Raw genomic sequence first — 25,365 nt, 5'->3', positions numbered from 1 at the left:
TGCGGCCCATTGGCCGTCTGCGACCCCTGACTGCTTGCGCTGCGCCGTGCTGGCCACGGTTCCGGGCAATTCCGCCCGTGCAACCGGAGCACGATCATGTCGCAACTTTCTCTTTCTTCCTTCGATTCCGTTCTGATGGTTCGTAGCGCGCGTGGGCGCTACCAGCCAGCTTCTGCCGATCAGATCCTCGAAGCCGCACGCCTGGTCATCGACCAGAAAATGCCGCGCGGCGAATCCTTTACATCACCGATGGCGGTAAAGGAGTATCTGAGCACCAAGCTGGCGTGCCTGGAGCATGAAGTCTTCGCAGTGTTGTTCCTCGATACGCAACATAGGCTGATCGAGTACAGCGAGCTTTTCCGGGGCACCATCGACAGTGCATCGGTGTACCCGCGTGAAGTTCTCAAGGAGGCACTGCGGCTCAATGCAGCGGCAGTCATCATTTCTCATAACCACCCGAGCGGGAATCCCGAGCCTAGCGCAGCCGATAAGTTGCTGACGAAGCGACTTCGGGAGGCGCTGGCGATGGTGGACGTGTGCGTGCTGGATCACATCGTTGTGGGTGGCACGAAAACGACGTCGTTTGCGGAATACGGCCTTATTTGATCCTAGGGGCTTCGGCCCCTTCTCTCAAAACAAACCGAGCATGGGGCGGTAGTCTTCTTGAACTCTAGGCCGACGCCTCTGCAAAATACTCTTGAATCAAGTCTCTATTATTAAAATAAGCGTCGAGAACCTGAATCAAGAATATATTTCCGTTGACCCTGGAATTGAATGGGATCATTGATCCATCGACTTTGAATGTCTTTACCTTTCTATGCCCCTTTACTCCTGCATTGCCCATTCTTTCCCCATACTGTTCAATGGTGTAAATAATGAACTCATGATCCAGGTGGGTTATAAAGAACTCATCACCTCTTGATGTGTATTCAAGGTGAATAACCTGCGTGACGACATTGTCATCAGCCACCTCAAAATCCTCCAGGAGTTCTTCAAATGTCAAACTCTGCTTTATTTGGTCATGCTGAATCCACAGATTATTGTTGTAATTATCTGTAGAGTAGAATTTGGATAGTTCGGGCAGGGATGAAATATTCAATTTCATTGGAGATCCAAACTCCTTCTCCTCCATCGAAGGAACATAATCGGAAACATAATCCACCCTGAATGCAATTTCAGCAATCATTCTTTGTTCAATCAGGGATTCAATGCTCGCTAGCAAGCCTCTTGGTACTTTGATCCAGAAATACTTATCTAGCCGGCTGTCCTGTATCGTTTGACTGTCCTTGTCATTGAATATTTGAATATTGTCACTGAGGCTAATGAGTTTGTATTTTGAAAACTGGAGATCCTCCTTCTCTATGTCAATTCCCAACTTTTCATATTCAGACCTGACGACATCAGAATATTTCATGCTCAGCATGTCGCCCCTGCCTTTTTCGGACTGGTGTTTTCGATACAAAATGGAGCCAATCGAGTAATTGACATAGTTATTTCTTATATATTTAGTACCGTCTGCATTGTGGATTATTTTGTAAGCGTTATTGAACACCTCTAACGATCCTGCGTACTTATCTAGGTGGCTGCCTAGAGAATCAATAAGCTGCTGAAATGTCTTTATAGAAAGCTTGCTATCAACAAGATCAAGTTGCGGAGTGTAAAACCTCAATGCATCCGGATGACCTCTCGTTGCATCTAGTTTTTCCATTATTGCTTGCTTTTCATTGATGCATTCATTGGTGTAAGCCTGCATCACGTCGGACTGAAATTTTTCGTCTGTGGATGAGGCATCAATGAGGGGAAATAGTCTTTTGACAACAGTCGGATTTTCCCCAAGAAATGCATCGCAGAATCTCCCAAAGCTCGACCGCTCATCTTCTTCGAGATGAATGCCGTCTATTTCTTCAAATATATTTTTCATTTTTCCTCCAAAATAGTTATGCATTGAATAGTAACCATTGAAGCCACTGGCGTCTCCGCTTCGCAGACCGCGCTGCTCCAGGTTCGCTATTCGCTCATCCCTGACGGGACTGGCATTCGCCAGCCTTCCACATCCCTGACGCCTACGGCCCGGCTTCCAGCTTCGGGCCTGCGCGCTTGCGCTTGCGTGCGGTCTGCACATCGCGGCGGCCGTTGCCATGTCCAGCCGTCTCTCCTGACTCCATCACCTTGCTCGCGACTGTAGCCCGTGGCCGTGTGCCATCAAGGCGCGCCAGGCCGTGTCCTCGGCTGCGCCTGCGGGCCGCACCAACCTGACGCTTTCCTCCTTGACGGCCCACGTCCGTGGGCTCCTGACCGTCGCGGGCGATGAACTCAGGAAAGACGGTGGCAACAGGGCCAACCGGGTTCCTCGTGCCAACCGCACCGAACAGCCGAAAGGCTGGGCTCCGAATCTAGGAATCCGGTGTGTGGCTTGAACAGCAAACCATTTTCGTCAGGAGAAAGACCATGCTTGCATCCCGTTTCGCTTCCCGTTCCCCGGTACTGCGCAGCGATTCCCCGCTGTCCGATGACCAGATCCACCGCGTGGCCCCGTCCATCTTTGCGGAAGCACCCCACGAAAGCCGCTCCCAGCGTTACGCCTATATCCCCACCGCCACGGTGCTGACCGAACTGCGCAAGGAAGGGTTTCAGCCCTTCATGGTGACGCAGACCCGCACCCGCCACGAAGACCGGCGCGACTACACCAAGCACATGATCCGGCTGCGCCATGCCAGCCAGATCAACGCCCGAGGCGAAGCCAACGAAATCATCCTGCTGAACTCGCACGATGGCACCAGCAGTTACCAGATGCTGGCCGGCATGTTCCGTTTCGTGTGCAGCAATGGCCTTGTTTGCGGCGACACCGTGGCCGATGTGCGCGTGCCGCATAAGGGCGATGTGGCTGGGCAAGTGATCGAAGGTGCCTATCAGGTACTGCACGGTTTTGACCGTGCGCTGGAATCCCGCGAATCCATGCAGGCCATCACGTTGGACGAAGGCGAAGCCGAAGTGTTCGCCCGCGCCGCGCTGTCGCTCAAGTACGACGACCCGGACAAGCCCGCACCGATCACCGAATCGCAAATCCTGATGCCGCGCCGTTTCGACGACCGCCGCCCGGACTTGTGGAGCGTGTTCAACCGCACCCAAGAGAACCTGACCAAAGGCGGTTTGCACGGACGCAGCGCCAACGGACGCCGCCAGCAGACCCGCCCGGTGCAGGGCATTGATTCCGATATTCGCCTCAATCGCGCCCTGTGGCTGCTGGCTGACGGCCTGCGCCAGTTGAAAGCCTGATTTCCCTGCGCGGCAGGGGCAGGCAGCAACCCTTGCCGCGTCATTCGCTGCTGCATTCCATCATCGCAAGGAGTCTTCACCATGAACGCCATCAACCACACCGAAGCCCAAGCCATCCACGCCACGGCCATCGCCGCCCCTGCCGTGCTGCTGGAAGCCGCCGACCCGAGCAAGAATCTGATTCTGGTGCCGCTGTCGCGGCTGGTATCGCGCCCCACGGGCCGCAACGTGCGCAAGACCCCGCGCATGTCGATTCCCGAACTCGCCGCCAGCATCCAGCGTGTCGGCCTGCTGCAAAACCTGATCGTCACCGCGACCGCTGACGGCGAGCGTTACGAAGTCGTGGCCGGAGGCCGTCGCCTTGCCGCCCTCAAGCTGCTGGCGAAAAAGCACCGCATCAGCAAGGAATGGGAGGTGCCTTGCCTGCTGGTGGCCGATGGCACCGCCCGCACCGCCAGCCTGACCGAGAACGTGCAGCGCGAAGCCATGCACCCCGCCGACCAGTTCGAGGCATTTGCCGCGCTGGTGGCCGAAGGCCGCCCCGTCGAGGACATAGCTGCCGATTTCAGCGTCACGCCGCTGGTGGTGCAGCGCCGCCTGAAACTCGCCAACGTGTCGCCGCGCCTGCTGGCAGACTACCGGGCCGAAGCCGTGAGCCTTGACCAGTTGATGGCCCTTGCCATCACTGACGACCACACCGCGCAGGAAGCCGCGTTCTACGATGCGCCGACATGGCAGCGCAGCCCGCATAACCTGCGCGACCGCCTGACCGAGCGCGAGATTGATGCCCGCCGGCATCCGCTGGTGCGTTTTGTCGGGCTGGATGCCTACGAGGCCGCAGGCGGTGGCACCCGCCGCGATCTGTTCGCGGACACCGATAGCGGCGTGTATCTGACCGATGCCACGCTGTTGGAACGGCTGGCGCAGGACAAGCTGGTCAGCCTTGCCGCTAAGGTGAAGGCCGAAGGCTGGGCATGGGTGGATGCCACCCCCGGCACGACCCATGCCGACCTGCAAGCCTTCCAGCGCGCGCCGAGGCAGCGCCGCAGCCCGAACAAGCGCGAAGCCCAACGCATCGAGAAGCTGCAAACCAAGATGCAGGCGCTGGCCGAGGTCGTGAATGCCGCGCTGGACGACGAGGACGAGGAAAAGGCCGACGCCTTGCAGGAGGAAGGCGAACGCCTGGGCGAACAGTTGCAGGCGCTGGAAGATGGCTTGCAGGACTACGCGGAAGCCGTCAAAGCTGCTGCTGGTGCCATCGTCACCATCGACCGCAACGGTGAAGCCGTGATTCATCGTGGCCTGCTGCGCGAAGCCGAGGCCAAGGCACTGCGCACGCTTGAACGGCTGCGGCAAGGTTTCGGCAGCGAGGGCGAAGCCGACAAAGACGACGAAGGAGAGGAAGCGGACAACGCCCCCAAGCCCGGCGCCATGTCCGACCGGCTGGCGCAGCGGTTGAGTGCCCACCGTACCGCCGCGCTGCAAATCGAAGTCGCCCGGCATCCGCAAGTGGCGCTGGCCGCACTGGTGCATGGCATGGTGCAGACTGTCTTGCAAGGCAGCCACTACGGCCACGATCTGCCGCTGGGTGTGAAACTGACCCAGCAAGATCGGCTGGAAGGCATGGCCCCGGACTGGCCGGAATCGCCCGCCGCCGTGGCACTGCGCGAACTGCAACAGGTAGCGGGTGAAGCCTTGCCGGGGGACAGCGCCGAACTGTTCGCCGCGCTGCTGGCGAAGCCGCAGGATGAACTGGTGCGCCTGCTGGCCGTATGCATGGCATCCACGGTCGATGTGGTGACGCCCCGCGCCACGCAGCACCAGCCGGGTGCCGAACTGGCGCAGGCGGTGGGGCTGGACATGGCGGTATGGTGGCAACCCACCGCAGATGGCTATTTCCAGCATGTGCCGAAGGCCGCGATTCTGGACGCCGTGGAGCATTACGCCCCGGAGCACGTCACCCGGCTGGCGAAGTTGAAGAAAGGCGACATTGCCAGCGAAGCCGAACGGCTGGCCGATGGCACCGGCTGGATGCCCGCCATCTTCGCCGCCAAAGCCACGCAGCAGGCCGCGCAGGACGTGAAGGCAGACGAGGAAGCCGAAGCACAGGAGGAAGTCGCCGCCGTGGCGGATGAGCAGACGCAAGCCGAGGCACTGGCCGCTTGACCCCGCACCACAGATAGCGCCCCGGTTCCGGCCGGGGCGCTTTCATGCCGGGGATTCCCCCATGAGCCACGACACCACGAACCGCCCGCGCATGGCCGCGACTTACGCCCCCGGCACGATACGCGCCCGCCGCTGGCATGGCGATGGCGACGTGCGCGGCTATCGTCCGCCTCGCGGCTGGACAGCCCGTGCCGACCTGACCGACCTACACCCCATCACGGGCCGCGCCTTGCCGCGTGCCGTTTGGCGGATCATCGAAACCAAAGAATAGGAAGCCCCCCGCGCCCAAGCCGTTCCGTCTTGGGCGCGGGAAATGCCAAAACTCCGCGCGAGGCAGTGGCCGCACCCGGTTTCAAGGCTCAAAGCCAAAACGCCCCTTTGCCGCCTTCGGTCAGGCGGCAAAGGGGCCGCGCACAAGTCGTCTTGTGCGCAAAAGCCATTGAAGCCATGCAAGTGCAGCGGCGCACGCGCCGCCGACATCCCGACAGCACCTCACCGCAATGGGCGGCGCTTGTGGGGCTACGCCCCGGCTTGCTGCGGCAGGTTGCACGAAAGCGTGCCGTGCTCGACGCTGGCGCGTTCGTTGCCTGTACGTCACGAAGGACGGTTCACCGACACACCACCTGGCCTCGATGTGGAGCTTCCACGCCACGCATCAAGCATGTGGCCGCAAGTTGTGGCAGGAGCGCTCGTACCTTGTTGCTGGGGCATTGACCTGGCCGCGTAAGGGAACAAGCCGGTGAAGTTGTCATGCGAGGATGCCGAGTCGGCCATGTTTCCATTCGGGAGCGGGCGGCCCGTGCGTCCTTGTCTTGTTGCGAATCCTGGCGGTGGCGCGGCTGCGCCTTTGGCTTTATGACCGCAACCTGGAGGCGAAAACAATTTCCCCTGCGCTGCGCGCATTCCTCGCGGGACAAATTCTTTTCGCCTCCAGGTTCTCCACGTTGTTGCGACCGCTCCGCGGTGCGGCCAACCCATCCCCCGCCGGGCGGATCACAACAAGGACGCACTGGCGCGACCTTGTTCAACCCGAAAGGAGAAATCATCATGGCTAACATCGGCACCTTCACCGCAGAGAAAGACGGCTTCACCGGCACGCTTCGCACCCTGACGCTCAACGTCAAGGTCAAGCTGGTTCCCAATGACAAGGGTGACAACGAAAGCGCACCCGACTACCGCCTGCAAGCGGCTGGCCACGACATCGGCGCAGCGTGGAAAAAGACCAGCGAGGCAGGACGCCCCTATGTGTCCGTGACCCTGGACGATCCTTCGTTCCCTGCAACGGTCTATGCCCGCATGATCGAAAACGAGGATGGCACGCATGACCTGATCTGGTCACGCAGCAAGCCCAAGGCGGCGTAACCACATCAGCGCCTCGCCCACTATGGCGAGGCGCTTGGCTTACCTGCTCACTTCATTGGGGTGAGCGGATTCACTAAACACCTGCAAGACAGGGGCCAGCACCAACTGCCCCACGGCATAAAGGCCTGGGCCTCTGCCCATGAGTTCCGCAATGCGTTCCTCGTGGAGTACGCCTGCTGCGCAGTCTTGCTCCATCTGTGCAACTAATGCGGCTTTGGCCAGGGCTAACGTGGCCTCGGCCTGCTGCGATAGACCGCTTGCTGATTGAGCGTCATACGCAATCAGGTTATCGAGCACTGGGGCAATGTTTTCCATGCCGCCTTTGACCATTTCCGCCCGTAAGCCTTCAACGACAGCAGTGACCAAACGCCAAATTTGCTGTGGTTGTTGGTCAAGTTCCTTTTCGATCAGTGTTCGCGCTTCAAATAGCGACAACGTGGAACATGGCGCGAGCGCCGTACTCATGGTGCGCGCCAGCTTGAGGAGTTGATGTTCTTCCAAGCGTTCCAGCAGGTTTGCGAACGCACGCTGTTGCGTGCCGTCGGCGAGCGCATTCGCAAGCCCTTCGGTAGCGTGTTCCGGCACTTGAACGCGGCCTGGCGCTGAGAGCACCTGATGTTTGTCGATATCGTGTGGCGGATGCTCCGCGAGAGGATCAATGTCCACGGTCACTTCTCGCGTGGCGGAACCCTGCGGTGCCGTGCCCAGGTGTACGGCAAAGGTTAAAGTGGAGAACAGCGCGACACGGCCGTAGATTTGGCCGTCAAAGCCATCAATACCAACCGTCACTCGATGCCCAAATTCAAACTTGTTGGCGCGCGCTCCGGCGGGCGGGCTGAAATCCCACCAGATCGGTGCCGTGCCTCCAAAGGGCTCCAGCGCAACCGTCACCGCCGCGCGTGCCTCGATCAATTCCTCGCGCTCTTCCGGCTGCTGTTCGCAGCCGCCCAGCGCTGCGACCTTGGCGATGGCTTGCGTGTAGTTGATGAAGTTGGAAAGCGTCCCTGATCGCGCGAGCTCTGGGAATTCCTGCGCGAAGAATGTCTGCGTCATGTACGCGATGGCGCCCAGACCACAGGCACCGCCAAATTTGCGCTTATGGTGAATGGAACCGGTGATATACGGCCGAGCGGAGGGCTTCGACAAGGGTGTCCACTCGTGTCCATCGTCCTCCATCTTTTTTGCGAACTGTTTGACGGACTGCTGGTTGGGAAATGCCAGATGCAACTCTTCACCTTCGCCAACTGCGGTGCGGGATATGACGCGGGGCTTCGTGAATTTGATCTCCTTGGCAGAGATCGAAACGGTCTCTCCCGTCAGCGTGTGCTCGCCATAGGCAGTTTTGGGGTGCTTGGAGTGATCCGGCCGAACGCCCAAGTATGCATTGAGGAAGTCGAGCTGCTCGGCAATCTCATTGACGAGACCCGAATAGCTGTTGTCGTGCTTGGGGCAATAGATGCCGGAGTTGACCCGCCGGCCTCCAAGAGACGCCGGAAAAACGTGCTCCCCAGAGCCTGCGGCCTGTCCGCACACGATGCATGTCTTCGCCATTGAGTTCCTTTCCAAAGTTGCACCACGCCAAGCGAAGCTATGCGATGCAGAGTCAATTAGCCATTTCGCCCAGGACTTCTTCAGCGGCCCCCATCAAGTGGGCGACGCTGAGCCCCAGCGCACGCGCGATCTTGAAAATAATCGCCAGCGTGGGCATGTGTTCGCCGCGCTCAATCTTGCCCATGTGAGAACGCTCGATACCGGCTTGATGTGCCAAGGTCTCCTGCGCCACGCCTTGCTCGACCCGCAGTGCGCGCACCGCCGCGCCGAAGGCCTGGGCCAGCTCGGCGTCGAAGGTGGTGGAGCCGGCCGGTCGGCCGCGCTGGACGGTTCGCTTCTGCATAGACAGAAGCGTCGATTCGCAGCACAATTAAAACCACGTTATATTTAACTCATTCATCCAATCTCACCTGTTTTTGTGCCTTTACTGAAATCCGCATCGGCGGCTTTCTTCAAAAGCGGAGAGCCTGATCCGTGTCTTTCCTGACATACGTGCATGTGCCTTCGTGCCTCTACGTCTCTGCGGATACGTGGGATTGCACATTGGTGCTTTCGTTGGAATGCGTGAAAGCGCCTCTGCTGCTCCGCAAGTCCGTGGACGTACAGCCATGACCACGCTCATCACCACCGACGAGCGCATGTGCCTACTGGCCAACGGCCACGCCCGCGCCGCCGGGCAGGACACCGATCCGATGCCTGTGGTGCGCCTGTTTACGCCAGATGCGCATGCCACTTGGCTGCTGGCTTCGCTCGACCCCGCCGATGGCGATACTGCCCACGGCTTGATCGACTTGGGGATTGGCATGCCTGCACTGGGAACGGTGAAGCTGTCCGACCTGGCCGCCATCGTCGGGCCGCGCCAGCAGCCCGTGATGCGGGATCGCTACTTCCAGCCGCTGCGGCGGTTGTCGGAATACCTGCGACTGGCCGAAGACAACGGCTCGATCACCGATTGAGCGCCACCGCCAAGCGGGGCGCACTGTGTCTATTTCGGTCTGGTCTGTGACCCGTTCGGTCTGAATCGGCAGTGTTGCACCGAAGCGGTGCGTGCCAGATCGAAACGGTCATGATGCCTGGCGCGGGCTGCGGCAAGCTGACCGACGCGGCATGCCATTGGAGAGCGTTGCCGCCGTCGCACTCGGACGATTTCAGCAACGCATCGGAGTTCATCGGTCTTGACACTGCCAGTTTACGCTTCACCCATGACGTTTTGACGATGGCCTCGTAGCACGCCGTTTCGCCGTGGCGACGCACCCCCAGCACAGGGAGGTTGCCGTATGGCTGATCGCAGTGCCGAGCCGTGGTATGCCACGGCGGCCTATCTCTACGTTCTGCACCTGGATGGCCCGGCGCTGGCCTGGGAGTACCTGCGCCGTCATCCAGACTATCGGCACGACTGGTTGCGCCGTCGTCGCCAACCGGATGCCGCCGGGCATTGGGGGCTGCGCCTGCTGGAAGATCCTGCCCTGGATGCGCGGGACGCGCACCCGGCCTGGTTCCCCGATCACGATGCCGTGGTGCAGCTCTACCCGGATGCCGATCCACCGCCCGATGCCCTGTGCTTTGAGTTCTGGAAGCTGCCGGGCCACAAACACCTGATCCATGACGGCAAGCGCCTGGTGCTGGTGGCGCGCTGGCCCGGTTGCTGCCTGCGCTTCGTGCTCGCGCCAGGCTTGGCCGATGGCATGGCTTACGCCTATGCCATCCGGGCCTGCGCCGCGCCTTGCGAACGCTATGCGGCCCTAGCGAGCGAATTGAACAAAATCGCCGTAGCCGCCGGTGCCGTACCTGCGGCGACCGTCCGGCCACGTCCGCCGCTGTCCGCATTGCTGGAACTGCACACGCTTCAGGCGCTGGACGCGACCCTGGCGGGTGCGTCCTTGCGGGAGGTGGCCGAAGGGCTGTTTGGTGTGGATGCCGTTACCGCCGACTGGCACGCCGACAGCGCTCTGCGCGCGCGCGTGCGACGGCTGGTGCGCCGGGGCGATGGGCTGATGCGCGGCGGTTATCGCCGTCTGGCACAGCTTCCGGTTGTCACTTCGCATGAGGGGGGACGTTTCGCAACCCCTGCAGAACGTCCCTGAGCAAGAGCCCCAAGTTTCTTGAGACTGCCTCCATCCGGCTGCGCTGTGTGGCCGGGCTTGATGGAGGTACATCCCATGCGACCCGCTCCCTTGCGGCCTGCCGCCGCTCCCGTTGCCACACCCGCACAACCCCAACGCTATCTCACCAACGATGAGGCTGCCGACTACCTGCGCCTGTCACCGCGCACGCTGGAGAAACAGCGCGTCATCGGTGGTGGCCCGAAGTTTCGCAAGTTCGGTCGCCGCGTCATGTACGCCGTGGCCGACCTCGATGCCTGGGCGGAAACGCGCAGCTTCGAGACCACGTCCGACCCCGAATATGCCGAGCACCACTCGGCTGACAGCCGTGCGCGCTGATCGGCGCATCGCCGGTGGCCATCGCCATGTCCCGCCCACCAGGGCACGCCTTGCAGCAGCGCGAACAGCTCGACCTGTTCCGCGCACTGCCGGGCGAGGACATGGCACCGCGCGATGCCCAGGACTTGATGGCCTATCCGTTTTTCTCGCTGGCGAAGTCGCGGCGCACCGCGCCGATCGACTTCCGCAGCGGCAACATCACCATTCGCGTGGAAGGCACGCAGGAGCATGGCATCGCCACCATCTGGGATGCCGACATCCTGATCTGGGCGGCCAGCCAGATCGTCGAAGCCAAGGATGCGGGCATCCAGCCGTCCCGGCGGATGCAGGCTACGCCCTACGAGATCCTGCGCTTCATCGGGCGCGGCAAGTCGCTGCGCGACTACCAGCGTCTCAAGGCCGCGCTGGATCGGCTGCAATCGACCACAGTGGCCACGTCCATCCGCGAAACCACGGGAAGGCGCTTGCACCGCTTTTCGTGGATCAACGAATGGAAGGAACTGGCCGATGCCAGAGGCACGCCGCTGGGCATCGAGCTGATCCTGCCGGACTGGTTCTATGCGGGCGTGCTGGACGCCGCCCTGGTGCTGACCATCGACCCGACGTACTTCCGACTCACGGGCGGCATCGAGCGCTGGCTGTACCGCCTGGTGCGCAAGCATGGCGGCCGGCAGGAATACGGCTGGCAGTTCGACTTCCGGCATCTGCACCGCAAGTCGGGCAGCAGCACGCGGTTTTCGGATTTCGCCTACGACCTGCGGGCGCTGGTCGCCCGGCAATCACTGCCGGGATACGAGCTGGGCATCGTGCGGATTCCCGAGGACGACATGGAATTGCTGACCTTCCGGCCCGTGCCGCAGACGGCACGGGGATAACAGCGGGACAAGCTGTGGATGGGGTCGTGCTATCAGGAGTAAGAGGTGTCGTGCTATCAGGAGTACGCCTATCGTGCTATCAGGAGTACGAAAACGCCGGAAAGCCAGTAACGGCGCGGGTTTGCGATCCCTCTAACATTACTAACTTAAATTCTCTAACTATTAGTAGAGAAGCAGCATCGCGCTGGACAACTGCCGCAGGCCGAAAAAACAGCCAGCAAGAACTGCAAAAAACACCCCGTTCGACGCGGCAAAAACAGTCCGGTCTTCCAAGCTGGAGGGCCGCGCCATGATCGTCGCCTTGCTCAACCAGAAAGGCGGTGTCGGCAAGACCACGCTCGCCACGCACATCGCGGGTGAACTGGCCTTGCGCGGCTTGCACGTCGTCCTGCTGGATGCCGACCCGCAGGGTTCATCACTGGACTGGACGCAACGCAGAAGCCAGCAGGGCTTGCCCCGGCTGTTCGGCGCTGTGGGCCTGGCGCGAGAAACACTGCACCAGGAAGCCCCAGAACTCGCCAGGCGGGCCGATCACGTCATCATCGACGGGCCACCCAGGATCGCCGCCTTGGCGCGCTCTGCGCTGCTGGCGGCCGAACGGGTGCTGATACCGGTACAACCCAGCCCCTATGACCTGTGGGCCAGCGCCGAGATGGTGGCGCTGATCCGTGAGGCCCAGGTGTTCCGGCCTGCGCTACGCGCGGCCTTCGTCATCAACCGGCGCGTCAGCACCACGGTAATCGGGCGCGAAGTACGGCAAGCCTTGACCGAACAGCCGTTGCCAGCGCTACGCAGCGAGGTGCGCCAGCGCATCGTCTTTGCCGACAGCGTGGCTGCCGGTCGATTGGCGCGGGAGACAGCCCCCGATAGTGCGGCGGCGCAGGAAATCACCACGCTGGTCGATGAACTGCTGCGGTGGCCGTCATGAGCGACAACAGCAACCCACCCAACGGCAAACGCCCGGCCAAGCGGGTCGGCATCGGTGCGCGTCCGCCAGCCAATCCGCACGCCGAGGCTTGGATTCGCCAGGGCGACGCCGATTCGCTCAACAAGGGCGACCTCTACACCGCTCGCCTGACCCTCGACATCACGCCCGCCATGCGGGCGCGCATCAAGGTGTCGGCCTTCACGCAAGGCGTGACCGTGGCCGACCTGCTGCGCGGTTTGCTGGAGCGCGAGTTTCCAGAACACCGCAGGGAGAACACGCCATGACCACATCTGCATTGTCTGCTGCCGCACCTGCCGCCATCGCGATCACGGCTGCGCACGCTGCGCCGTCCAGCCAGCCTAGCAGCGCGCCGTCGACGCGCGTATCGCTCGCCTACATTGAACCGCGCTTCAAGCTCTATCTGCGCTTCGGCGAACCAGCGCGCACGCTCCAGCTCGACCGCTGGCGGCGCTGCGCCATGTTCATGCCGGGCGCAGTGTTCTGCCGCGTTCGTTGGCAGGCCAACGACTACGGCACGATCCGCTGGCAGCTCATGGTGATGCAGGCTGCTACACCGCTTGATGCCGTGCAGCGCATCCCCGGCGTGCAGCCAGGCGCGTGCCTGCTGCTGCATGCCGAAGGTGACGCCAATGTGCGCGCCGTGCTGGAACGCATCGACGGCATCGAGGCGCTGGGTATCGCTGCCATCGACGTGTCGCCCGCGTACTGGCGCACGCTCGCTAACCGGCTCGCCGCGTATTCGCCGCTGCCCGAATACACCGCCGAGAGGCACGCCGCCTGGCTGGCCGGGAGGGCACTGCCATGACGGCTCATCCCACCGCCGCACGCCCACCCGAAGCCGCGCCGCTTCCTAGCTCGTACCTGCGCGCTCGCCTCGTGCTGGCGGGCTTCGCCGCCGTCGGTCTCGCTGCGCTGGCCTGGGCGGCTTTCGTGCAGCCGCTGCCGCGCTTGATCTACAACCCGTCCGACAGCGTTCCGGTCGGCTGGTATCGCGTCGATCCGCAGCGCCACGACACCGGCTCGCTGCCACGTCCCTTGTCCGTGGGCAGCGTTGTCCTGACCACATTGCCGCCAGATGTAGCCGCGCTCGCTGCGAAGCGCGGCTACCTGCCGACGCGCGTGCCGCTGCTCAAACGTGTGGGCGCGGTCGCGCCGCAACACGTCTGCATCGTCGCCGGGCAGGTTCGCATCGACGGCGTGCCGGTGGCCGCCGCGCTGCCTGCCGATCGGCTGGGCCGGCCGCTGCCATCCTTGCAGCTTTGCCGTCGCCTTGAGGCGGGTGAACTGTTCCTGTTGAGCGTGACCAATACGACATCGTTCGACAGCCGGTATTTCGGCCCGGTCAGCGCATCCGCCGTGATCGGCGTTGCGCATCCGGTCTGGATGGAGACACGCCCATGATGGCCGTCGATTCGCTGCACGCTGCCGTGCCTCTTGTCGTGATATCAGGCGCGTTGTTCTGCAGGTCTTCGCTGTGTCGTCGCGCGTGCAGCGCGGGTGCTAATCCTGCGCATTGGGCACCGCACTTCGCGCTGCCTTCGGCGCAGTCGTCCAACGTGCAGGCGTCTTGCCTCGAACGCGCTCGGCCTGCGGCCATTGGCGCGTTTGTCGGCGGGCTGGCTGCGGGTGCAGCAACGCCGCCGGGCCGACGATGCCCGGAGCGGGAGCGAGGGGCAAAGGCGGAAGGCAAGACAAAAGGACGCGGCACCGGGCCGCGTCGAAAGCCAGTCTGCACGTGGGGGTGGCACGGCACGAAGCGGTTTCGCCGCCGTGCCGCGTGGGGCGCGAGCGCCGCGCCAATACAGGCATGTCCGCGTGCTTCGCACGACAGGACACGCCACAGCTTGCAGGGAGAACGGCCATGAACGCCCGTCGCGACGACGACTTCCGTGTGCGCCCCAGCGCCCCGAGGAACCGTGGCAAGGGCCAGGGCCAGAGATTCGTTTCTAAGGTGCTAAAGCAGGCTGGCAAGGCCAGCGGTGGCAAGTCCTCGATGCGTCATTTCGCAGCCGGTGGCACCGCCGCACACGCCGGCCAACGGCCCGGCTCGCGGTTGGGGCGCGGCCACACGGCGGCACATTTCACGGGCGCGAAGCTCACGCCCATGTCGCGGCGCGTGACCATCAAGACGCTGCTGGTCAATCAGCGCAACGCCAGCCCGCAGTCACTCGCCAAACACCTGCGCTACATCGAGCGCGACGGCGCGGGCCGCGATGGCGAACCGGGCCGAGCCTATGGGCCACAGACCGATGCCGCCGACCTCGATGCCTTCAAGGAGCGCTGCGCCGACGACCGGCACCATTTTCGCTTCATCGTCTCACCCGAGGATGGGGCCGAGCTGGACGATCTGCGCACTTACACCCGGCACTTGATGGTCCACATGGAAGCCGACCTGGGCACGCGGCTGGATTGGGTGGCGGTCGATCACTGGAACACCGACAACCCGCACACGCACCTGATCGTGCGCGGGCGCGACGATACGGGCAAAGACCTCATCATCGCGGGCGACTACATCGCCCACGGTTTCCGCCATCGCGCCGCCGAGCTGGCGACGGAGTGGCTGGGGCCGCGCACCGAACTGGAGATCCAGCAGACCTTGCAGCGCGAGGTGCAGCAAGAGCGCTGGACGAGCCTCGACCGCACGCTGCAACGCGAGGCTAGCGACGACGGCGGGGTGCAGATCGAACACTTCAACGAACCCCGACTGCAACGCCAGCGTCTGCTGCTGATCGGCCGACTGCAACGCTTGCAGCGGCTGGGCCTGGCCGACGAAGTGGAGCCCGGCACTTGGGCCATTCATGCGGATGCCGAGAAGACCTTGCGCGCCCTGGGCGAGCGTGGCGACATCATCCGAACGATGCAGCGGGCCATGAGCGGCCAGCCGCGCGAACTGGCGGTGTTCGAGCCGGGCGAGGATGGCCGCAGCATCGTCGGCCGCGTGGCTGCGAAGGGGCTGGCCGACGAGTTGCACGACCGCGGCTATCTGGTCATCGACGGCGCCGACGGCAAGGCCCACTACGTCGCACTGAACGCCCGCGACGAGTTGGCAAACTATCCCACCGGCGCGGTGGTGGAGGTACGCGGTTCCGCCGAGGTGCGAGCGGCCGACCGCAACATCGCCGCGCTGGCGAGCGACGGCCTGTATCGCACCGATCATCACCTAGTGATCGAACAGGGCCGGGCCAAACCTGGGCGCGATCCGCAGGAGGTTGTCGCGGCCCACGTCCGCCGGCTGGAAGTCCTGCGCCGGGTTCGCATCGTGGAGCGCGTGGCCGATGGGCTATGGACGGTGCCGGACGACTTGGCCGAGCGTGGCCGCCAGTACGACGCACAACGCTTGGGCGGCGTGACGGTGGAGCTGAAATCGCACTTGCCCATCGAGCGACAGGCCCGCGTGATCGGTGCGACTTGGCTGGATCAGCAGTTGATCGGCGGTGGCCGAGGGCTGGGCGACCTGGGCTTTGGTGGCGATGCCAAGCAGGCCATGCAGCAGCGCGCCGATTTTCTGGCCGAACAAGGGCTGGCCGAAAGGCGCGGACATCGCGTGATCCTCGCCCGGAACCTGCTGGACACGCTGCGCAATCGGGAGCTGGCGCAGGCCGCGAAGGACATTGCAGCCGACACCGGCCTGACGCATCGCCCCGTCACCGATGGGCAGCGCGTGGCTGGCATCTACCGGCGCTCCATCATGCTCGCCAGCGGGCGCTACGCGATGCTCGATGACGGAATGGGCTTCAGCCTGGTGCCGTGGAATCCGGTAATTGAAAAACGACTGGGGCAGGCCATGAGTGCGGGAGTGCGAGGGAGCGGAGTGTCATGGGGGTTCGGTCGGAACCCAGGCCCCACCGTTGGGTAACTGCACGGCCACGGTGGGTAACCATCAATCGACGAAGGCTACTCGCCATCGGCGGCAAATTGTCGCCACACGCTGCGTACCACCGAAGCCTGGAGCCTGCGCCTTGCAATCAGCGCCACTGACAAGGTCGGCAGCACGGCATCAGTGATTTCGGCATAGCGAACACCCTCGAAGGCGAGGCGTCGCATCGAACTGGGAAGCAGCGCCGCCCCCAACCCGGCGGACACCAGCGACAACATGGTCAGCGCCCATGTCGCCTCTTGAAGGACCCTGACATCGAGCCCGGCTTTGGTGAAGCTGTCCAATATCTGCGCATGAAGTACCGGCCCTTGGGCAACCGGAAACAGGATCAACCCGAGCGCCGCCACCTGCGCCAGGGTGACACCCCCTGTCTGAGCATCAGGAAGCACGGCAACGCTGTGCTCCGCTGGAAACTCCTTCAGCTCATCTGCATGCCAGCGTTGCCCAGGTCGGCACTGCGGTCACAGCCTATGCGCTAACGTCCATGCTGATTGCCCGCTTTGCCGATGGCGGCCATCACGCCGTAGCCCAGCAAAAGGCTCGCTGTGCTTTCACTGACACTGGAAGAAGAACTGGCGTGGCGCTGTTGGCACGCACTATTCACCGGACGCTTGCGATTTATCACTGGAGTCTGAAGCGTAGGCGCTGATGATCGCCGCGAGCAGGCCGGGAAAGCGCGCATCCACCTCTGCCCAGCGAGGATGATTTCGCATTTCCACGCCGTGGCGCTCGCTCCGGATCAAGCCGGCTTCGCGCAGCACGTTGAAGTGGTTGGACAACGACGACTTCGGGATAACTCGATCACCCAAGGCCGAGACTGCCGAGCACGTCTTGATGCCATCTGCTCGCATGATGTTGACGAAAATCGCGGCACGACTGGGATTTGACAGCGCGTGAAGGATTGCTTCCGGCTGAAGGGACTCAATGTCAGGGTGAAATAGTGGCTTCATAGCGCATTCAACCACGAGCTTGACAGATTGTTCAATAGTTCACATTATCCGAACTATGGAGCTAGGGCACGCATTCTTTGCTCCATACGTCATCAAATTAACGCACGAAGGGTAGCGAGAATGAACAAACTTGAAGGTAAGGTAGCAGTCGTCACCGGGGCGTCGAAAGGCATCGGCGCTGGCATTGCCAAGGCTTTGGCAAAGGATGGCGCGGCCGTCGTCGTCAACTACGCCTCCAGCAAGGCAGGCGCAAACGCCGTCGTCGAAGCCATCACCGCGTCCGGCGGCAAGGCAATCGCCATCCAGGGCGACGTCTCCGTCGCAGCCGAGGCGCAGGCGCTGATCGAGGCGGCAGTGTCTCAATTCGGCCGACTTGATGTGCTGGTCAACAATTCAGGCGTCTGGGAGGCCGGGCCGGTCGAACTGTTCACCGAGGATCAGTATCGGCATGTGTTCGACATCAACGTGCTAGGCGTACTGCTGACGACTCAGGCCGCCATCAAGCACCTTCAGGAAGGCGGTAGCGTCATCAACATCTCCTCGTCGATCACCACCCTGCGTTCGCCGGGCACGGCGCTCTATACCGCGAGCAAGGCAGCGGTGAACGCGATCTCGGACGTGCTGGTCAAGGAACTCGCACCGCGCAAAATCCGGGTCAACGTTGTAAGTCCCGGATTCGTCGTCACCGAAGGGACGACGGCAGCTGGCATCGCTGGATCAGAGATGGAGGCCGGCATCGTCTCCCAAACGCCGCTCGGCCGCGCCGGAGAGCCGGATGACATCGCCCGCGTCGTTGCGTTCCTCGCATCCGACGATGCGCGGTTCGTGACCGGCGAGAACATTCTGGCTAGCGGCGGCTTGCGTTAACCGTTGCGCGCTGGGCGGCCGGTCATTAGTTGGACGGGTCCGCCCGGCGTCGCTCTGCCGATGAAGCGCAGAGGCGAAGGTTGAGTTTGCTGCTGATCCAAAATCTGGTGCAGGCCAGCGCCGCGGCGGACCGTTGGATGCGTAGGCTTCCTGTGAGCGCTATGACCGTCCAAAGCGACCTGTCTGAAGTGTGCAATTTCTTCCGCAGTCCTTGCTGCCATCTCGGCTCTCTGCTTGCACTAAGCGGCGCGAAGGCCAACCTGGTCGCAAAGGATGAACCTGTGACAAATGTTCTATTTATCGGACAGAAACCCGAAACGGTCGATTTTTCCGACCCTGCACTGCCGCCTGGACTTGATGCAGCAAAGATCAACGCAGGGATCGCCACTGCCATTGAGGCGGTCCAAGCGCGCGGGTGGCAGGTGGATTTGTGCCTGATCTCGCCTGATGACATCGGTATCTTGCAGATCGGCGGACAGTTGCGCAGCAGGCCCTATGACTGCGTGCTGATCGGAGCCAGGTTGCGCGTCCCGCCCAAAAGAATGATCCTGTTCGAGAGGGTGATCAACGCGGTGCACGCAACAGCACCCGGTGCGGCCATCGCTTTTAACACGCGGCCCGAGGATTCAGCCGAAGCGGTTGCCCGCCAGTTAGCACCAGCGACGATCATCGAAGTCGAATCGCCGAATTTGAACTTCCAAGCAACGATGCGCGACGTTTAAGGCTTCACGGCGGTACCGAGGGTCGTGCAGACATCGGAAGCGTTCATCATCGGTCGGGATTCGCTGCCAATGCCGACGCCACGGTACCCGAGCTTCCAGCGGGGTGTATTTTCCGCCAAAGGTGACCTATCGGACGTAGACGGTGACGGTTTTCATACCGTGATAGTTCCGGTGATGGCGCGGCTCAGTACAAATACGTGGGGTCAGCTAGCTGCTTTGGCTTTCCGGCCGCGTGAAGTCGGCTTTCCCGGGAGGCTTCGACCGTACTCGTTCCACCAAGTCGTGAGTGCCTCCATCGTGGGCCCAAGTCCACGGGCCTTCTCAGTAATCTCGTAATCGACCCGCGGAGGCACTTCCGCAAAAACGGTGCGCGATACCAGGCCATCCGCCTCAAGCTCACGAAGTTGAGCCGTCAGCATGTGCTGGGTAATGCCGGGAATTGCTTTGCGCAGTTCTCCGAAACGATAGACCCGCTCACTGAGCAGCCACATGATTTCTAACTTCCACTTGCCCGAAAGCAAGGCAAATGCTCGGCGCACTTCGTCGTGCATGCTGACCTCGTCACTGCCATTAGTCTGTTTTTTCATACTAGGCACCACTTATTCATCCTGCTTGATGAATTTCATGTTAGCCGACATGCTTGAGGAAAGTCCATATCGGTCAACTCTAAGGACCCTCTCGTGGTATTGAATTACGCCTACTGGATCAGCACTGGCTTGCTGGCACTGCTCTACCTTGCGTCCGCGACGCTATACGTCGTCAAGAAGGATTGGGTCCGCCAGACCCTTGCCGAGCTGAACTATCCGGCCCACTACCTTGTGCCACTCATGGTGGTCGTGAAGGTTCTAGGGCCATTGGCGATCCTGTCGCGGATCAGCGTTCCCTTGAGCGATCTCGCCTATGCCGGCATCTTCTTTCACTTGCTTCTGTCCGGTTCGGCGCACCTCGGTGTGCGCAAGCCTAAGGGAGCATTGCCGGCCGTCATCGGCCTTGCCCTCGTGATCTTCTCATTCACCACCCAAAACGCGGCGCGCGATGTCCCCTCGCCGTATGGGTTGGTCACTGCAGCGCCACTTCAAGTCGGCAATTAAAAAAGGAAAATGCATGTCCCGTCTTAAAGGAAAAGTAGCCATCGTCACAGGTGCTGGTCGCGGCATCGGCCGCGCCACCGCCAAGCTATTCGCAGAGGAAGGCGCAAATGTGGCTGTCCTTTCGCTCACTCCTGCGAATGTTGATGCGGTTGTCGCCGACATTAAGGCTGCCGGAGGCACGGCGCTCGGTGTGCCATGTGACATTAGTGACGCTATGCAGATCGAGGCGGCCATAAGCAAGGTGGTAGCCGCCTACGGCGGAATCGACATTCTGGTGAACAACGCCTTCGATCCCTCGGTGGTTGCGTCACGAGTGATCGACCTGTCGGTCGACCAATTGCAGCGCAATTTCGATACCGGACCGATCGCCGCGCTTCTGACGATGCAAGCCTGCTATCCGTATCTCAAAGCCAGCGGAGCGGGCCGCGTTATTAATTTCGGTTCGCCCGCCGCCATGCTCGGAATGACGCCCTACGCTGCGTACAACATGGCGAAGGAAGCGATCCGCGCTTTGACGCGAACCGCCGCGCGCGAGTGGGGCCCTGACAAGATTACCGTGAACAACGTTCAGCCGGTTGCCGAAACCTGGGGAGATATTGAGGTGCCACCAGCAAACAACGCGCTCCAACGCTACGGATCACCGGAGAACGACATTGCACCGGTCCTTTTGTTCTTGGCGAGCAAGGATGCACAGTTCCTGACCGGCTATACCTTCTCCCCGGATGGCGGCATGGTTATCGACAGCGCGCGTTGAGGCGGAAAGCACAGCGTCCTTTTTAGACAGTTAAATTAAGGAGAACACCATGAAGACACACGCACTAACCATTGACAGCGAAAACCCTCAAGCCCTGGCGGCTTGGTGGTCGAAAGCCCTCGGTGTCGCTATAGGCATCGACCACGGCATGCTAGTTACTTTGGCCATGCCCCCCAATTCACTCCCGTTGCAGTTCTTCAAAATCAACGAGGTGACGAGGCAGCGGAGCCGCGCGCACCTGGATTTCAAAACCCCAGACCTCGATAAGGAAACGGAGCGCCTAGTCGCTCTCGGTGCGAGCGTTGAGGAGAAATATGTTTTCCCAGAGTTCCGCTACACCACCCTCACAGATCCCGAAGGCAACAACTTCGATCTAATTCAAGAATAACGTTTCCAATTGGGCTGACCTGAGGGATTGTTGGCATTGGACGTATCGGAAATAAATCCAAAATTACAGTACTCCACGCGGCGACAGCCTCCATTTTTCAGGGCGAATCCATCCGCAGAAGGACGTGAAATCGGCTCCTGAGTTGGTAGTGCATGTGATCAAGATGGGAAGGCAGTATGGAACTACGTCACTTACGATGTTTCATCGCGGTCGCCGAGGAATTGCATTTTGCACGCGCTGCCGAACGACTGCACATAGAGCAGTCGCCGTTATCGCGGGCGATCAAAGAACTGGAAGAAGACCTGGGCACTCCGCTTTTTGCTCGGACTACACGCAGCACTCGACTGACCCGCGCCGGACAGCTATTTCTGGAACACATGCCACGCGTCTTCACTGCCTTGCAACAGGCTCGCGACAGCGTGAACGCGGCCGCAAGTGGGTTTCAGAGCCAGTTGCGTGTTGCACTTTCGGATGGCATCCCGCCATCGCGCTTCTCGACCTTTCTAGCCTTGTGTCGCCAAGAGGAGCCGGAAATCGAGATACGTCTGACCGAGGTTCCACTGGCACAGCAGATCAAAGGGCTTCACGACGACTTGTTCGACGTTGGGTTCGCTCGGCTGGATGAGGTCGGTGATGGCATCATCGCCGAAGCCATATGGAATGATCCTTTGATGGTAGCGGTGCCAGCTCGACATCCCTTGTTGGCGTACAAGCGCATTCCGCTGGATGAGGTTCTACGATATCCGCTGGTGCTTGGGGACCCCAACGCTTGCGAAGGTTATGCGCGGCAAATTGAACGTGTGCTGCGACGAGTAGATCGAGAACCTTTGATCGCAGAGAGGGTGGCTTCCACTGATCTAATGATGGCGCTGGTGGCGGCAGGTTTCGCCCTGGGTTTGATAGGTGCTTCACAGATCGCTGCCAGCCGCGAATCAAGCGTGGTGGCCCGACCGTTGGCGGGCCGCACACCGATGCTCACCACCTACCTACTGCGCCCCGACAGTGGTCCTTCGGAGACGCTGGCTCGTTTCATTGAGCGGCTTGGTACTCTTGAATCGTCCGAATGAAAAAGTCTGTCGTACTGCCGACCTCAATGCCTCGGAGGAAATCGAGCTATGAACAAAATTATGTTAGTTGCGTTCGCCGTAGTGCTGGCCGCATGCGGCAAGGCTCCCACAACCGAGACTGTAGAGGCGCTTGCTGCCAACCCCGTGCGGCTAAAGGAACTGCGCGAGCAGTGCAAAACGGACCGCGCGAAGCTGGGAGATCAAACCTGCAACCGCGTGGCCGAAGCGACGAAACGACGCTTCTTCGGTGATGGAAAGACACCCTATAACCCACCGAAAAAAGCGCCGACATTCTGATCCTCTTCGGCTTTCGCGAAACCTCGTCTTTTTAACTAAATACGCCGCCGCGCGACATCACTTGCCGCATTTTCCCTTCATTCGCCCATGCGCGAATTCTTGCATTTTTCTCGATATTTCTTTCTATAACGGTCTTTGACCGAACCTTGGTCTGACTTCGATCCTCACGTGTACGGCACGCCTTTGTGCCGCGCACCAACGGGGAGAAAGCGGAGGTCAGAATGCAAGGTCAAGGTGTATTGCTCGGACAAGTCGGTGTCGTCTTCGGCATCGTGATCGTCGGTGTGTGGAGTGCCACGCAATGGACAGCCGCCGCACTGGCCTACCAACTACGTCTTGGCTCTCCCTGGTTCGATTTCTTCGGTACGCCGGTCTATCACCCTTGGCGGCTGTTCGAGTGGTGGTTCTTCTTCGATGCGTACGCGCCCGACGTCTTCGACATGGGCGGCACCATTGCGGGCGGCAGCGGCCTGGTCGCCGTGGTGGTCGCCATCGCCATGTCGGTGTGGCGCTCGCGTCAACCGCGCCTAGTTACGACCTATGGTTCGGCACGTTGGGCCGACGCCGCCGACATTCGCAAGGCCGGGCTGATTCAGTCTGCTGGCGTCTTTCTCGGCTCGCATGACGGACATTACCTGCGCCATGAAGGTCCGGAACACGTCCTGACCTTCGCCCCCACGCGCTCGGGCAAAGGCGTAGGCCTGGTGGTTCCAACCTTGCTGTCCTGGCCTGCATCGGCAGTGATCCACGACATCAAGGGCGAGAACTGGCAGATCACTGCCGGTTGGCGCTTGCGCTTCTCGCATTGCCTGCTGTTCAACCCCACTGATGCGAAGTCGGCAGCCTACAACCCGCTGCTGGAAGTTCGGCGCGGCGCGCATGAAGTGCGCGACGTGCAGAACATCGCAGACATTCTGGTCGATCCCGAAGGCGCCCTGGAGAAGCGCAACCACTGGGAAAAGACTTCGCACGCGCTGCTGGTCGGGGCCATCCTGCATGTGCTCTACGCAAGCGAAGACAAGACGCTGCGCGGCGTCGCCAACTTCCTGTCCGATCCGGCCAGCCCATTCGAGCTAACGCTGCACCGGATGATGACGATGCGCCATCTCGGTGACACTCCGCATCCTGTTGTCGCGTCCGCCGCGCGCGAAGTGCTCAACAAGAGCGACAACGAACGTTCGGGTGTGCTGTCCACGGCCATGTCGTTTTTGGGACTGTACCGTGACCCCACGGTGGCCGAAGTCACATCGCGATGCGACTGGCGCATCGCCGACCTGATCGCGTCCGAATCACCTGTGTCGCTGTACTTGGTGGTGCCGCCCTCGGACATCAGCCGCACCAAGCCGTTGATCCGGCTCATCTTGAACCAGATCGGGCGGCGGCTGACCGAATCGCTCGATGGCAGCGACGGCATCGAACGCCGCCACAAGCTGTTGCTGATGCTCGATGAGTTTCCGGCGCTGGGCCGGCTCGACTTCTTCGAGACGGCGCTTGCCTTCATGGCCGGCTACGGCATCCGCAGTTTCCTCATCGCGCAGTCGCTCAACCAGATCGACAAAGCCTACGGCCAAAACCATTCGATTCTGGACAACTGCCATGTGCGGGTGACGTTCGCCACCAACGACGAACGCACGGCCAAACGCATTTCGGAAACGCTGGGCACCGCGACCGAGCTACGCGCGCAGCGCAACTACGCCGGCCACCGGCTCGCGCCGTGGCTCGGGCACTTGATGGTGTCGCGGCAGGAGACGGCCCGGCCGCTGCTCACCCCTGGCGAGGTGATGCAGCTCCCGCCCGATGAATCCGTGGTGATGGTGTCCAGCGTGGCGCCGATCAAGGCCAAGAAGCTGCGCTACTACGCCGACGCCAATTTCAAGCAGCGCGTGCTGCCACCGCCTGCGCTGGCGGCCGGGCAGTACGCCGACGTGCCACCGGCCCGCGCCGACGACTGGAGCGGCCTGGCGATTCCGGCCGAGCCCACCGCATCGGTCACGGCATCCGCCGATGAACTGGGCGGCACCGACGACGGCGGCCCGCGCCGCCAACCCGAACTCTCCGAATCCGTCGCCTACGACCCCGAGCTGGATGCGCCCGATGACCTGGCGCTGCTCGATGACGACGACGACCTACCGCTGCCGTTCTCAGGCCAGCTTGACCCGGCCATGCAGCGCACGGCGCGGCTGGCCTCCCTCGACCCCAACGACGGAATCGACCTATGAGCCAATACCGCCTCAATCTTTTTATCCAACACGAGCACGCCAAGCGGCTGGAAGAACTGGCCGCCAAGAAAGGCGTCTCGAAATCCAGCATCGTCGCGGCGGCGCTGGCGTCCTGGCTATCGCCGGACGCGGGTGACCAGCGCGAAGCCGCCATTGCCAAGCGGCTGGATCGCCTGTCGCGGCAGGCCGAGCGCCTGGAGCGCGACCAGAACATCCAGATCGAAACGCTGGCGCTGTTCATCCGCTACTTCCTGACCGTCAGCACGCCGGTGCCCGAGGCGCATCAAGACGCGGCTCGTGCCCAGGGCAAGGCGCGTTTCGAGCAGTTCATCGAACAGCTCGGCAGGCACCTGCTGCGCGGTCGCAGTCTGGTGCGCGACGTGGTGGAAGAACTGCACCCGGACACCGCGCGCATGGAAGACGCGGCGGCGCTGGCCGAAGCCCATGAACGTGCCGCGGAGCGTGCCTCATGAGCGCCGTTCCGCAGATCCCACCTGAGCCGCGTTCGTCGGC

Annotated in this window: 29 protein-coding genes; 23 read left to right on the top strand and 6 right to left on the bottom strand. The window is 61.7% G+C overall.

Annotated elements, in window-relative coordinates:
• Positions 1-96: 96 nt before the first annotated feature.
• Positions 97-606: a RadC family protein gene (gene radC, locus RTX79_RS09300; protein ID WP_022960623.1), complete on the top strand. Its 510-nt coding sequence runs from the start codon at positions 97-99 to the stop codon at positions 604-606.
• Between the two features lie 64 nt (positions 607-670).
• Here radC and RTX79_RS09295 read toward each other — a convergent pair whose 3' ends face one another.
• Complete coding sequence (locus RTX79_RS09295) at positions 671-2,140, bottom strand: hypothetical protein (protein WP_312683341.1); 1,470 nt, start codon at positions 2,138-2,140, stop codon at positions 671-673.
• A gap of 308 nt (positions 2,141-2,448) precedes the next feature.
• Here RTX79_RS09295 and RTX79_RS09290 point away from each other — a divergent pair, with 308 nt between their 5' ends.
• The 4 genes from RTX79_RS09290 (at position 2,449) to RTX79_RS09275 (ending at position 6,804) form a co-directional block, all read left to right on the top strand.
• Positions 2,449-3,276 (top strand): DUF932 domain-containing protein, encoded by an 828-nt coding sequence (locus RTX79_RS09290; RefSeq protein WP_022960621.1) that lies wholly within the window; start codon positions 2,449-2,451, stop codon positions 3,274-3,276.
• Between the two features lie 81 nt (positions 3,277-3,357).
• Positions 3,358-5,442 carry a ParB/RepB/Spo0J family partition protein gene (locus RTX79_RS09285; RefSeq protein WP_312683340.1) on the top strand — a complete coding sequence of 695 codons (2,085 nt, stop codon included), beginning with the start codon at positions 3,358-3,360 and terminating at the stop codon, positions 5,440-5,442.
• Between the two features lie 61 nt (positions 5,443-5,503).
• Positions 5,504-5,713, top strand: coding sequence for a hypothetical protein (locus RTX79_RS09280; RefSeq protein ID WP_022960619.1), 210 nt, complete (start codon positions 5,504-5,506; stop codon positions 5,711-5,713).
• Between the two features lie 776 nt (positions 5,714-6,489).
• On the top strand, positions 6,490-6,804 hold the full coding sequence (locus RTX79_RS09275; protein ID WP_312683339.1) for a DUF736 domain-containing protein: 315 nt from the start codon (positions 6,490-6,492) through the stop codon (positions 6,802-6,804).
• A 39-nt stretch (positions 6,805-6,843) separates the two neighbouring features.
• On the opposite strand, the gene RTX79_RS09270 is transcribed toward RTX79_RS09275, so the two are convergent.
• Together RTX79_RS09270 and RTX79_RS09265 are read right to left on the bottom strand one after the other, a co-directional pair.
• Positions 6,844-8,355 (bottom strand): hypothetical protein, encoded by a 1,512-nt coding sequence (locus RTX79_RS09270; protein ID WP_312683337.1) that lies wholly within the window; start codon positions 8,353-8,355, stop codon positions 6,844-6,846.
• A gap of 52 nt (positions 8,356-8,407) precedes the next feature.
• Positions 8,408-8,698 (bottom strand): helix-turn-helix domain-containing protein, encoded by a 291-nt coding sequence (locus RTX79_RS09265; protein ID WP_022960616.1) that lies wholly within the window; start codon positions 8,696-8,698, stop codon positions 8,408-8,410.
• A 265-nt stretch (positions 8,699-8,963) separates the two neighbouring features.
• On the opposite strand from RTX79_RS09265, the gene RTX79_RS09260 reads away from it, so the two are divergent.
• From RTX79_RS09260 to RTX79_RS09220, 9 genes are all read left to right on the top strand, one after another.
• Positions 8,964-9,311 (top strand): DUF2958 domain-containing protein, encoded by a 348-nt coding sequence (locus tag RTX79_RS09260; RefSeq protein WP_022960615.1) that lies wholly within the window; start codon positions 8,964-8,966, stop codon positions 9,309-9,311.
• 321 nt (positions 9,312-9,632) lie between these two features.
• On the top strand, positions 9,633-10,439 hold the full coding sequence (locus RTX79_RS09255; RefSeq protein WP_022960614.1) for a DUF2285 domain-containing protein: 807 nt from the start codon (positions 9,633-9,635) through the stop codon (positions 10,437-10,439).
• A gap of 75 nt (positions 10,440-10,514) precedes the next feature.
• On the top strand, positions 10,515-10,796 hold the full coding sequence (locus tag RTX79_RS09250; RefSeq protein ID WP_014995090.1) for a helix-turn-helix domain-containing protein: 282 nt from the start codon (positions 10,515-10,517) through the stop codon (positions 10,794-10,796).
• A gap of 14 nt (positions 10,797-10,810) precedes the next feature.
• Positions 10,811-11,671, top strand: coding sequence for a replication initiator protein A (locus tag RTX79_RS09245; RefSeq protein WP_105747904.1), 861 nt, complete (start codon positions 10,811-10,813; stop codon positions 11,669-11,671).
• Positions 11,672-11,960: 289 nt separating this feature from the next.
• On the top strand, positions 11,961-12,599 hold the full coding sequence (gene parA, locus RTX79_RS09240; protein WP_312683332.1) for a ParA family partition ATPase: 639 nt from the start codon (positions 11,961-11,963) through the stop codon (positions 12,597-12,599).
• Positions 12,596-12,883 carry a chromosome partitioning protein ParB gene (locus tag RTX79_RS09235; protein WP_312683331.1) on the top strand — a complete coding sequence of 96 codons (288 nt, stop codon included), beginning with the start codon at positions 12,596-12,598 and terminating at the stop codon, positions 12,881-12,883. The genes parA and RTX79_RS09235 overlap by 4 nt, the downstream gene beginning before the upstream one ends.
• The gene (locus RTX79_RS09230; protein WP_312683329.1) at positions 12,880-13,425 is read left to right on the top strand and encodes a DUF2840 domain-containing protein; all 546 of its coding nucleotides are present in this window, start codon (positions 12,880-12,882) and stop codon (positions 13,423-13,425) included. Before RTX79_RS09235 ends, RTX79_RS09230 begins: the two co-directional genes overlap by 4 nt.
• The gene (locus tag RTX79_RS09225; RefSeq protein ID WP_312683328.1) at positions 13,422-14,021 is read left to right on the top strand and encodes a S26 family signal peptidase; all 600 of its coding nucleotides are present in this window, start codon (positions 13,422-13,424) and stop codon (positions 14,019-14,021) included. Before RTX79_RS09230 ends, RTX79_RS09225 begins: the two co-directional genes overlap by 4 nt.
• A gap of 460 nt (positions 14,022-14,481) precedes the next feature.
• The gene (locus RTX79_RS09220; protein WP_312683327.1) at positions 14,482-16,476 is read left to right on the top strand and encodes a relaxase/mobilization nuclease domain-containing protein; all 1,995 of its coding nucleotides are present in this window, start codon (positions 14,482-14,484) and stop codon (positions 16,474-16,476) included.
• Between the two features lie 38 nt (positions 16,477-16,514).
• On the opposite strand, the gene RTX79_RS09215 is transcribed toward RTX79_RS09220, so the two are convergent.
• Both RTX79_RS09215 and RTX79_RS09210 read right to left on the bottom strand, forming a co-directional pair.
• Complete coding sequence (locus RTX79_RS09215; protein ID WP_312683426.1) at positions 16,515-16,919, bottom strand: LysR family substrate-binding domain-containing protein; 405 nt, start codon at positions 16,917-16,919, stop codon at positions 16,515-16,517.
• A 174-nt stretch (positions 16,920-17,093) separates the two neighbouring features.
• Positions 17,094-17,447, bottom strand: coding sequence for an ArsR/SmtB family transcription factor (locus RTX79_RS09210; protein ID WP_312683326.1), 354 nt, complete (start codon positions 17,445-17,447; stop codon positions 17,094-17,096).
• A gap of 120 nt (positions 17,448-17,567) precedes the next feature.
• Between RTX79_RS09210 and RTX79_RS09205 the strand changes: the two genes are divergently transcribed.
• Together RTX79_RS09205 and RTX79_RS09200 are read left to right on the top strand one after the other, a co-directional pair.
• The gene (locus RTX79_RS09205) at positions 17,568-18,314 is read left to right on the top strand and encodes a glucose 1-dehydrogenase (protein ID WP_312683325.1); all 747 of its coding nucleotides are present in this window, start codon (positions 17,568-17,570) and stop codon (positions 18,312-18,314) included.
• An 80-nt stretch (positions 18,315-18,394) separates the two neighbouring features.
• A complete protein-coding gene (locus tag RTX79_RS09200) occupies positions 18,395-19,036 on the top strand; it encodes a hypothetical protein (RefSeq protein WP_312683324.1) in 642 nt (213 codons plus the stop codon).
• Positions 19,037-19,239: 203 nt separating this feature from the next.
• Here RTX79_RS09200 and RTX79_RS09195 read toward each other — a convergent pair whose 3' ends face one another.
• Positions 19,240-19,623, bottom strand: a complete 384-nt coding sequence (locus RTX79_RS09195; RefSeq protein ID WP_312683323.1) for a winged helix-turn-helix transcriptional regulator — start codon at positions 19,621-19,623, stop codon at positions 19,240-19,242.
• 93 nt (positions 19,624-19,716) lie between these two features.
• Between RTX79_RS09195 and RTX79_RS09190 the strand changes: the two genes are divergently transcribed.
• The 7 genes from RTX79_RS09190 (at position 19,717) to RTX79_RS09160 (ending at position 25,325) form a co-directional block, all read left to right on the top strand.
• Positions 19,717-20,127 (top strand): DoxX family protein, encoded by a 411-nt coding sequence (locus tag RTX79_RS09190; RefSeq protein WP_228419506.1) that lies wholly within the window; start codon positions 19,717-19,719, stop codon positions 20,125-20,127.
• 13 nt (positions 20,128-20,140) lie between these two features.
• The gene (locus RTX79_RS09185) at positions 20,141-20,881 is read left to right on the top strand and encodes an SDR family NAD(P)-dependent oxidoreductase (RefSeq protein WP_312683321.1); all 741 of its coding nucleotides are present in this window, start codon (positions 20,141-20,143) and stop codon (positions 20,879-20,881) included.
• 49 nt (positions 20,882-20,930) lie between these two features.
• Positions 20,931-21,269, top strand: a complete 339-nt coding sequence (locus RTX79_RS09180; RefSeq protein ID WP_312683320.1) for a VOC family protein — start codon at positions 20,931-20,933, stop codon at positions 21,267-21,269.
• Positions 21,270-21,445: 176 nt separating this feature from the next.
• Entirely contained in the window at positions 21,446-22,336 is an 891-nt protein-coding gene (locus tag RTX79_RS09175; protein WP_312683319.1) for a LysR family transcriptional regulator, read from the top strand.
• Between the two features lie 48 nt (positions 22,337-22,384).
• Positions 22,385-22,633 (top strand): EexN family lipoprotein, encoded by a 249-nt coding sequence (locus tag RTX79_RS09170; RefSeq protein WP_312683318.1) that lies wholly within the window; start codon positions 22,385-22,387, stop codon positions 22,631-22,633.
• Between the two features lie 221 nt (positions 22,634-22,854).
• On the top strand, positions 22,855-24,852 hold the full coding sequence (locus RTX79_RS09165; protein ID WP_312683317.1) for a conjugal transfer protein TraG: 1,998 nt from the start codon (positions 22,855-22,857) through the stop codon (positions 24,850-24,852).
• Positions 24,849-25,325 carry a CopG family transcriptional regulator gene (locus RTX79_RS09160; RefSeq protein ID WP_312683315.1) on the top strand — a complete coding sequence of 159 codons (477 nt, stop codon included), beginning with the start codon at positions 24,849-24,851 and terminating at the stop codon, positions 25,323-25,325. The genes RTX79_RS09165 and RTX79_RS09160 overlap by 4 nt, the downstream gene beginning before the upstream one ends.
• Positions 25,326-25,365 lie beyond the last annotated feature (40 nt).

The sequence above is a fragment of the Stenotrophomonas chelatiphaga genome (assembly GCF_032054965.1).
GTDB lineage: Bacteria > Pseudomonadota > Gammaproteobacteria > Xanthomonadales > Xanthomonadaceae > Stenotrophomonas > Stenotrophomonas chelatiphaga.
Note: the sequence above shows the minus strand (reverse complement) of the source record. Positions and strands in the feature narration are given on the sequence as shown.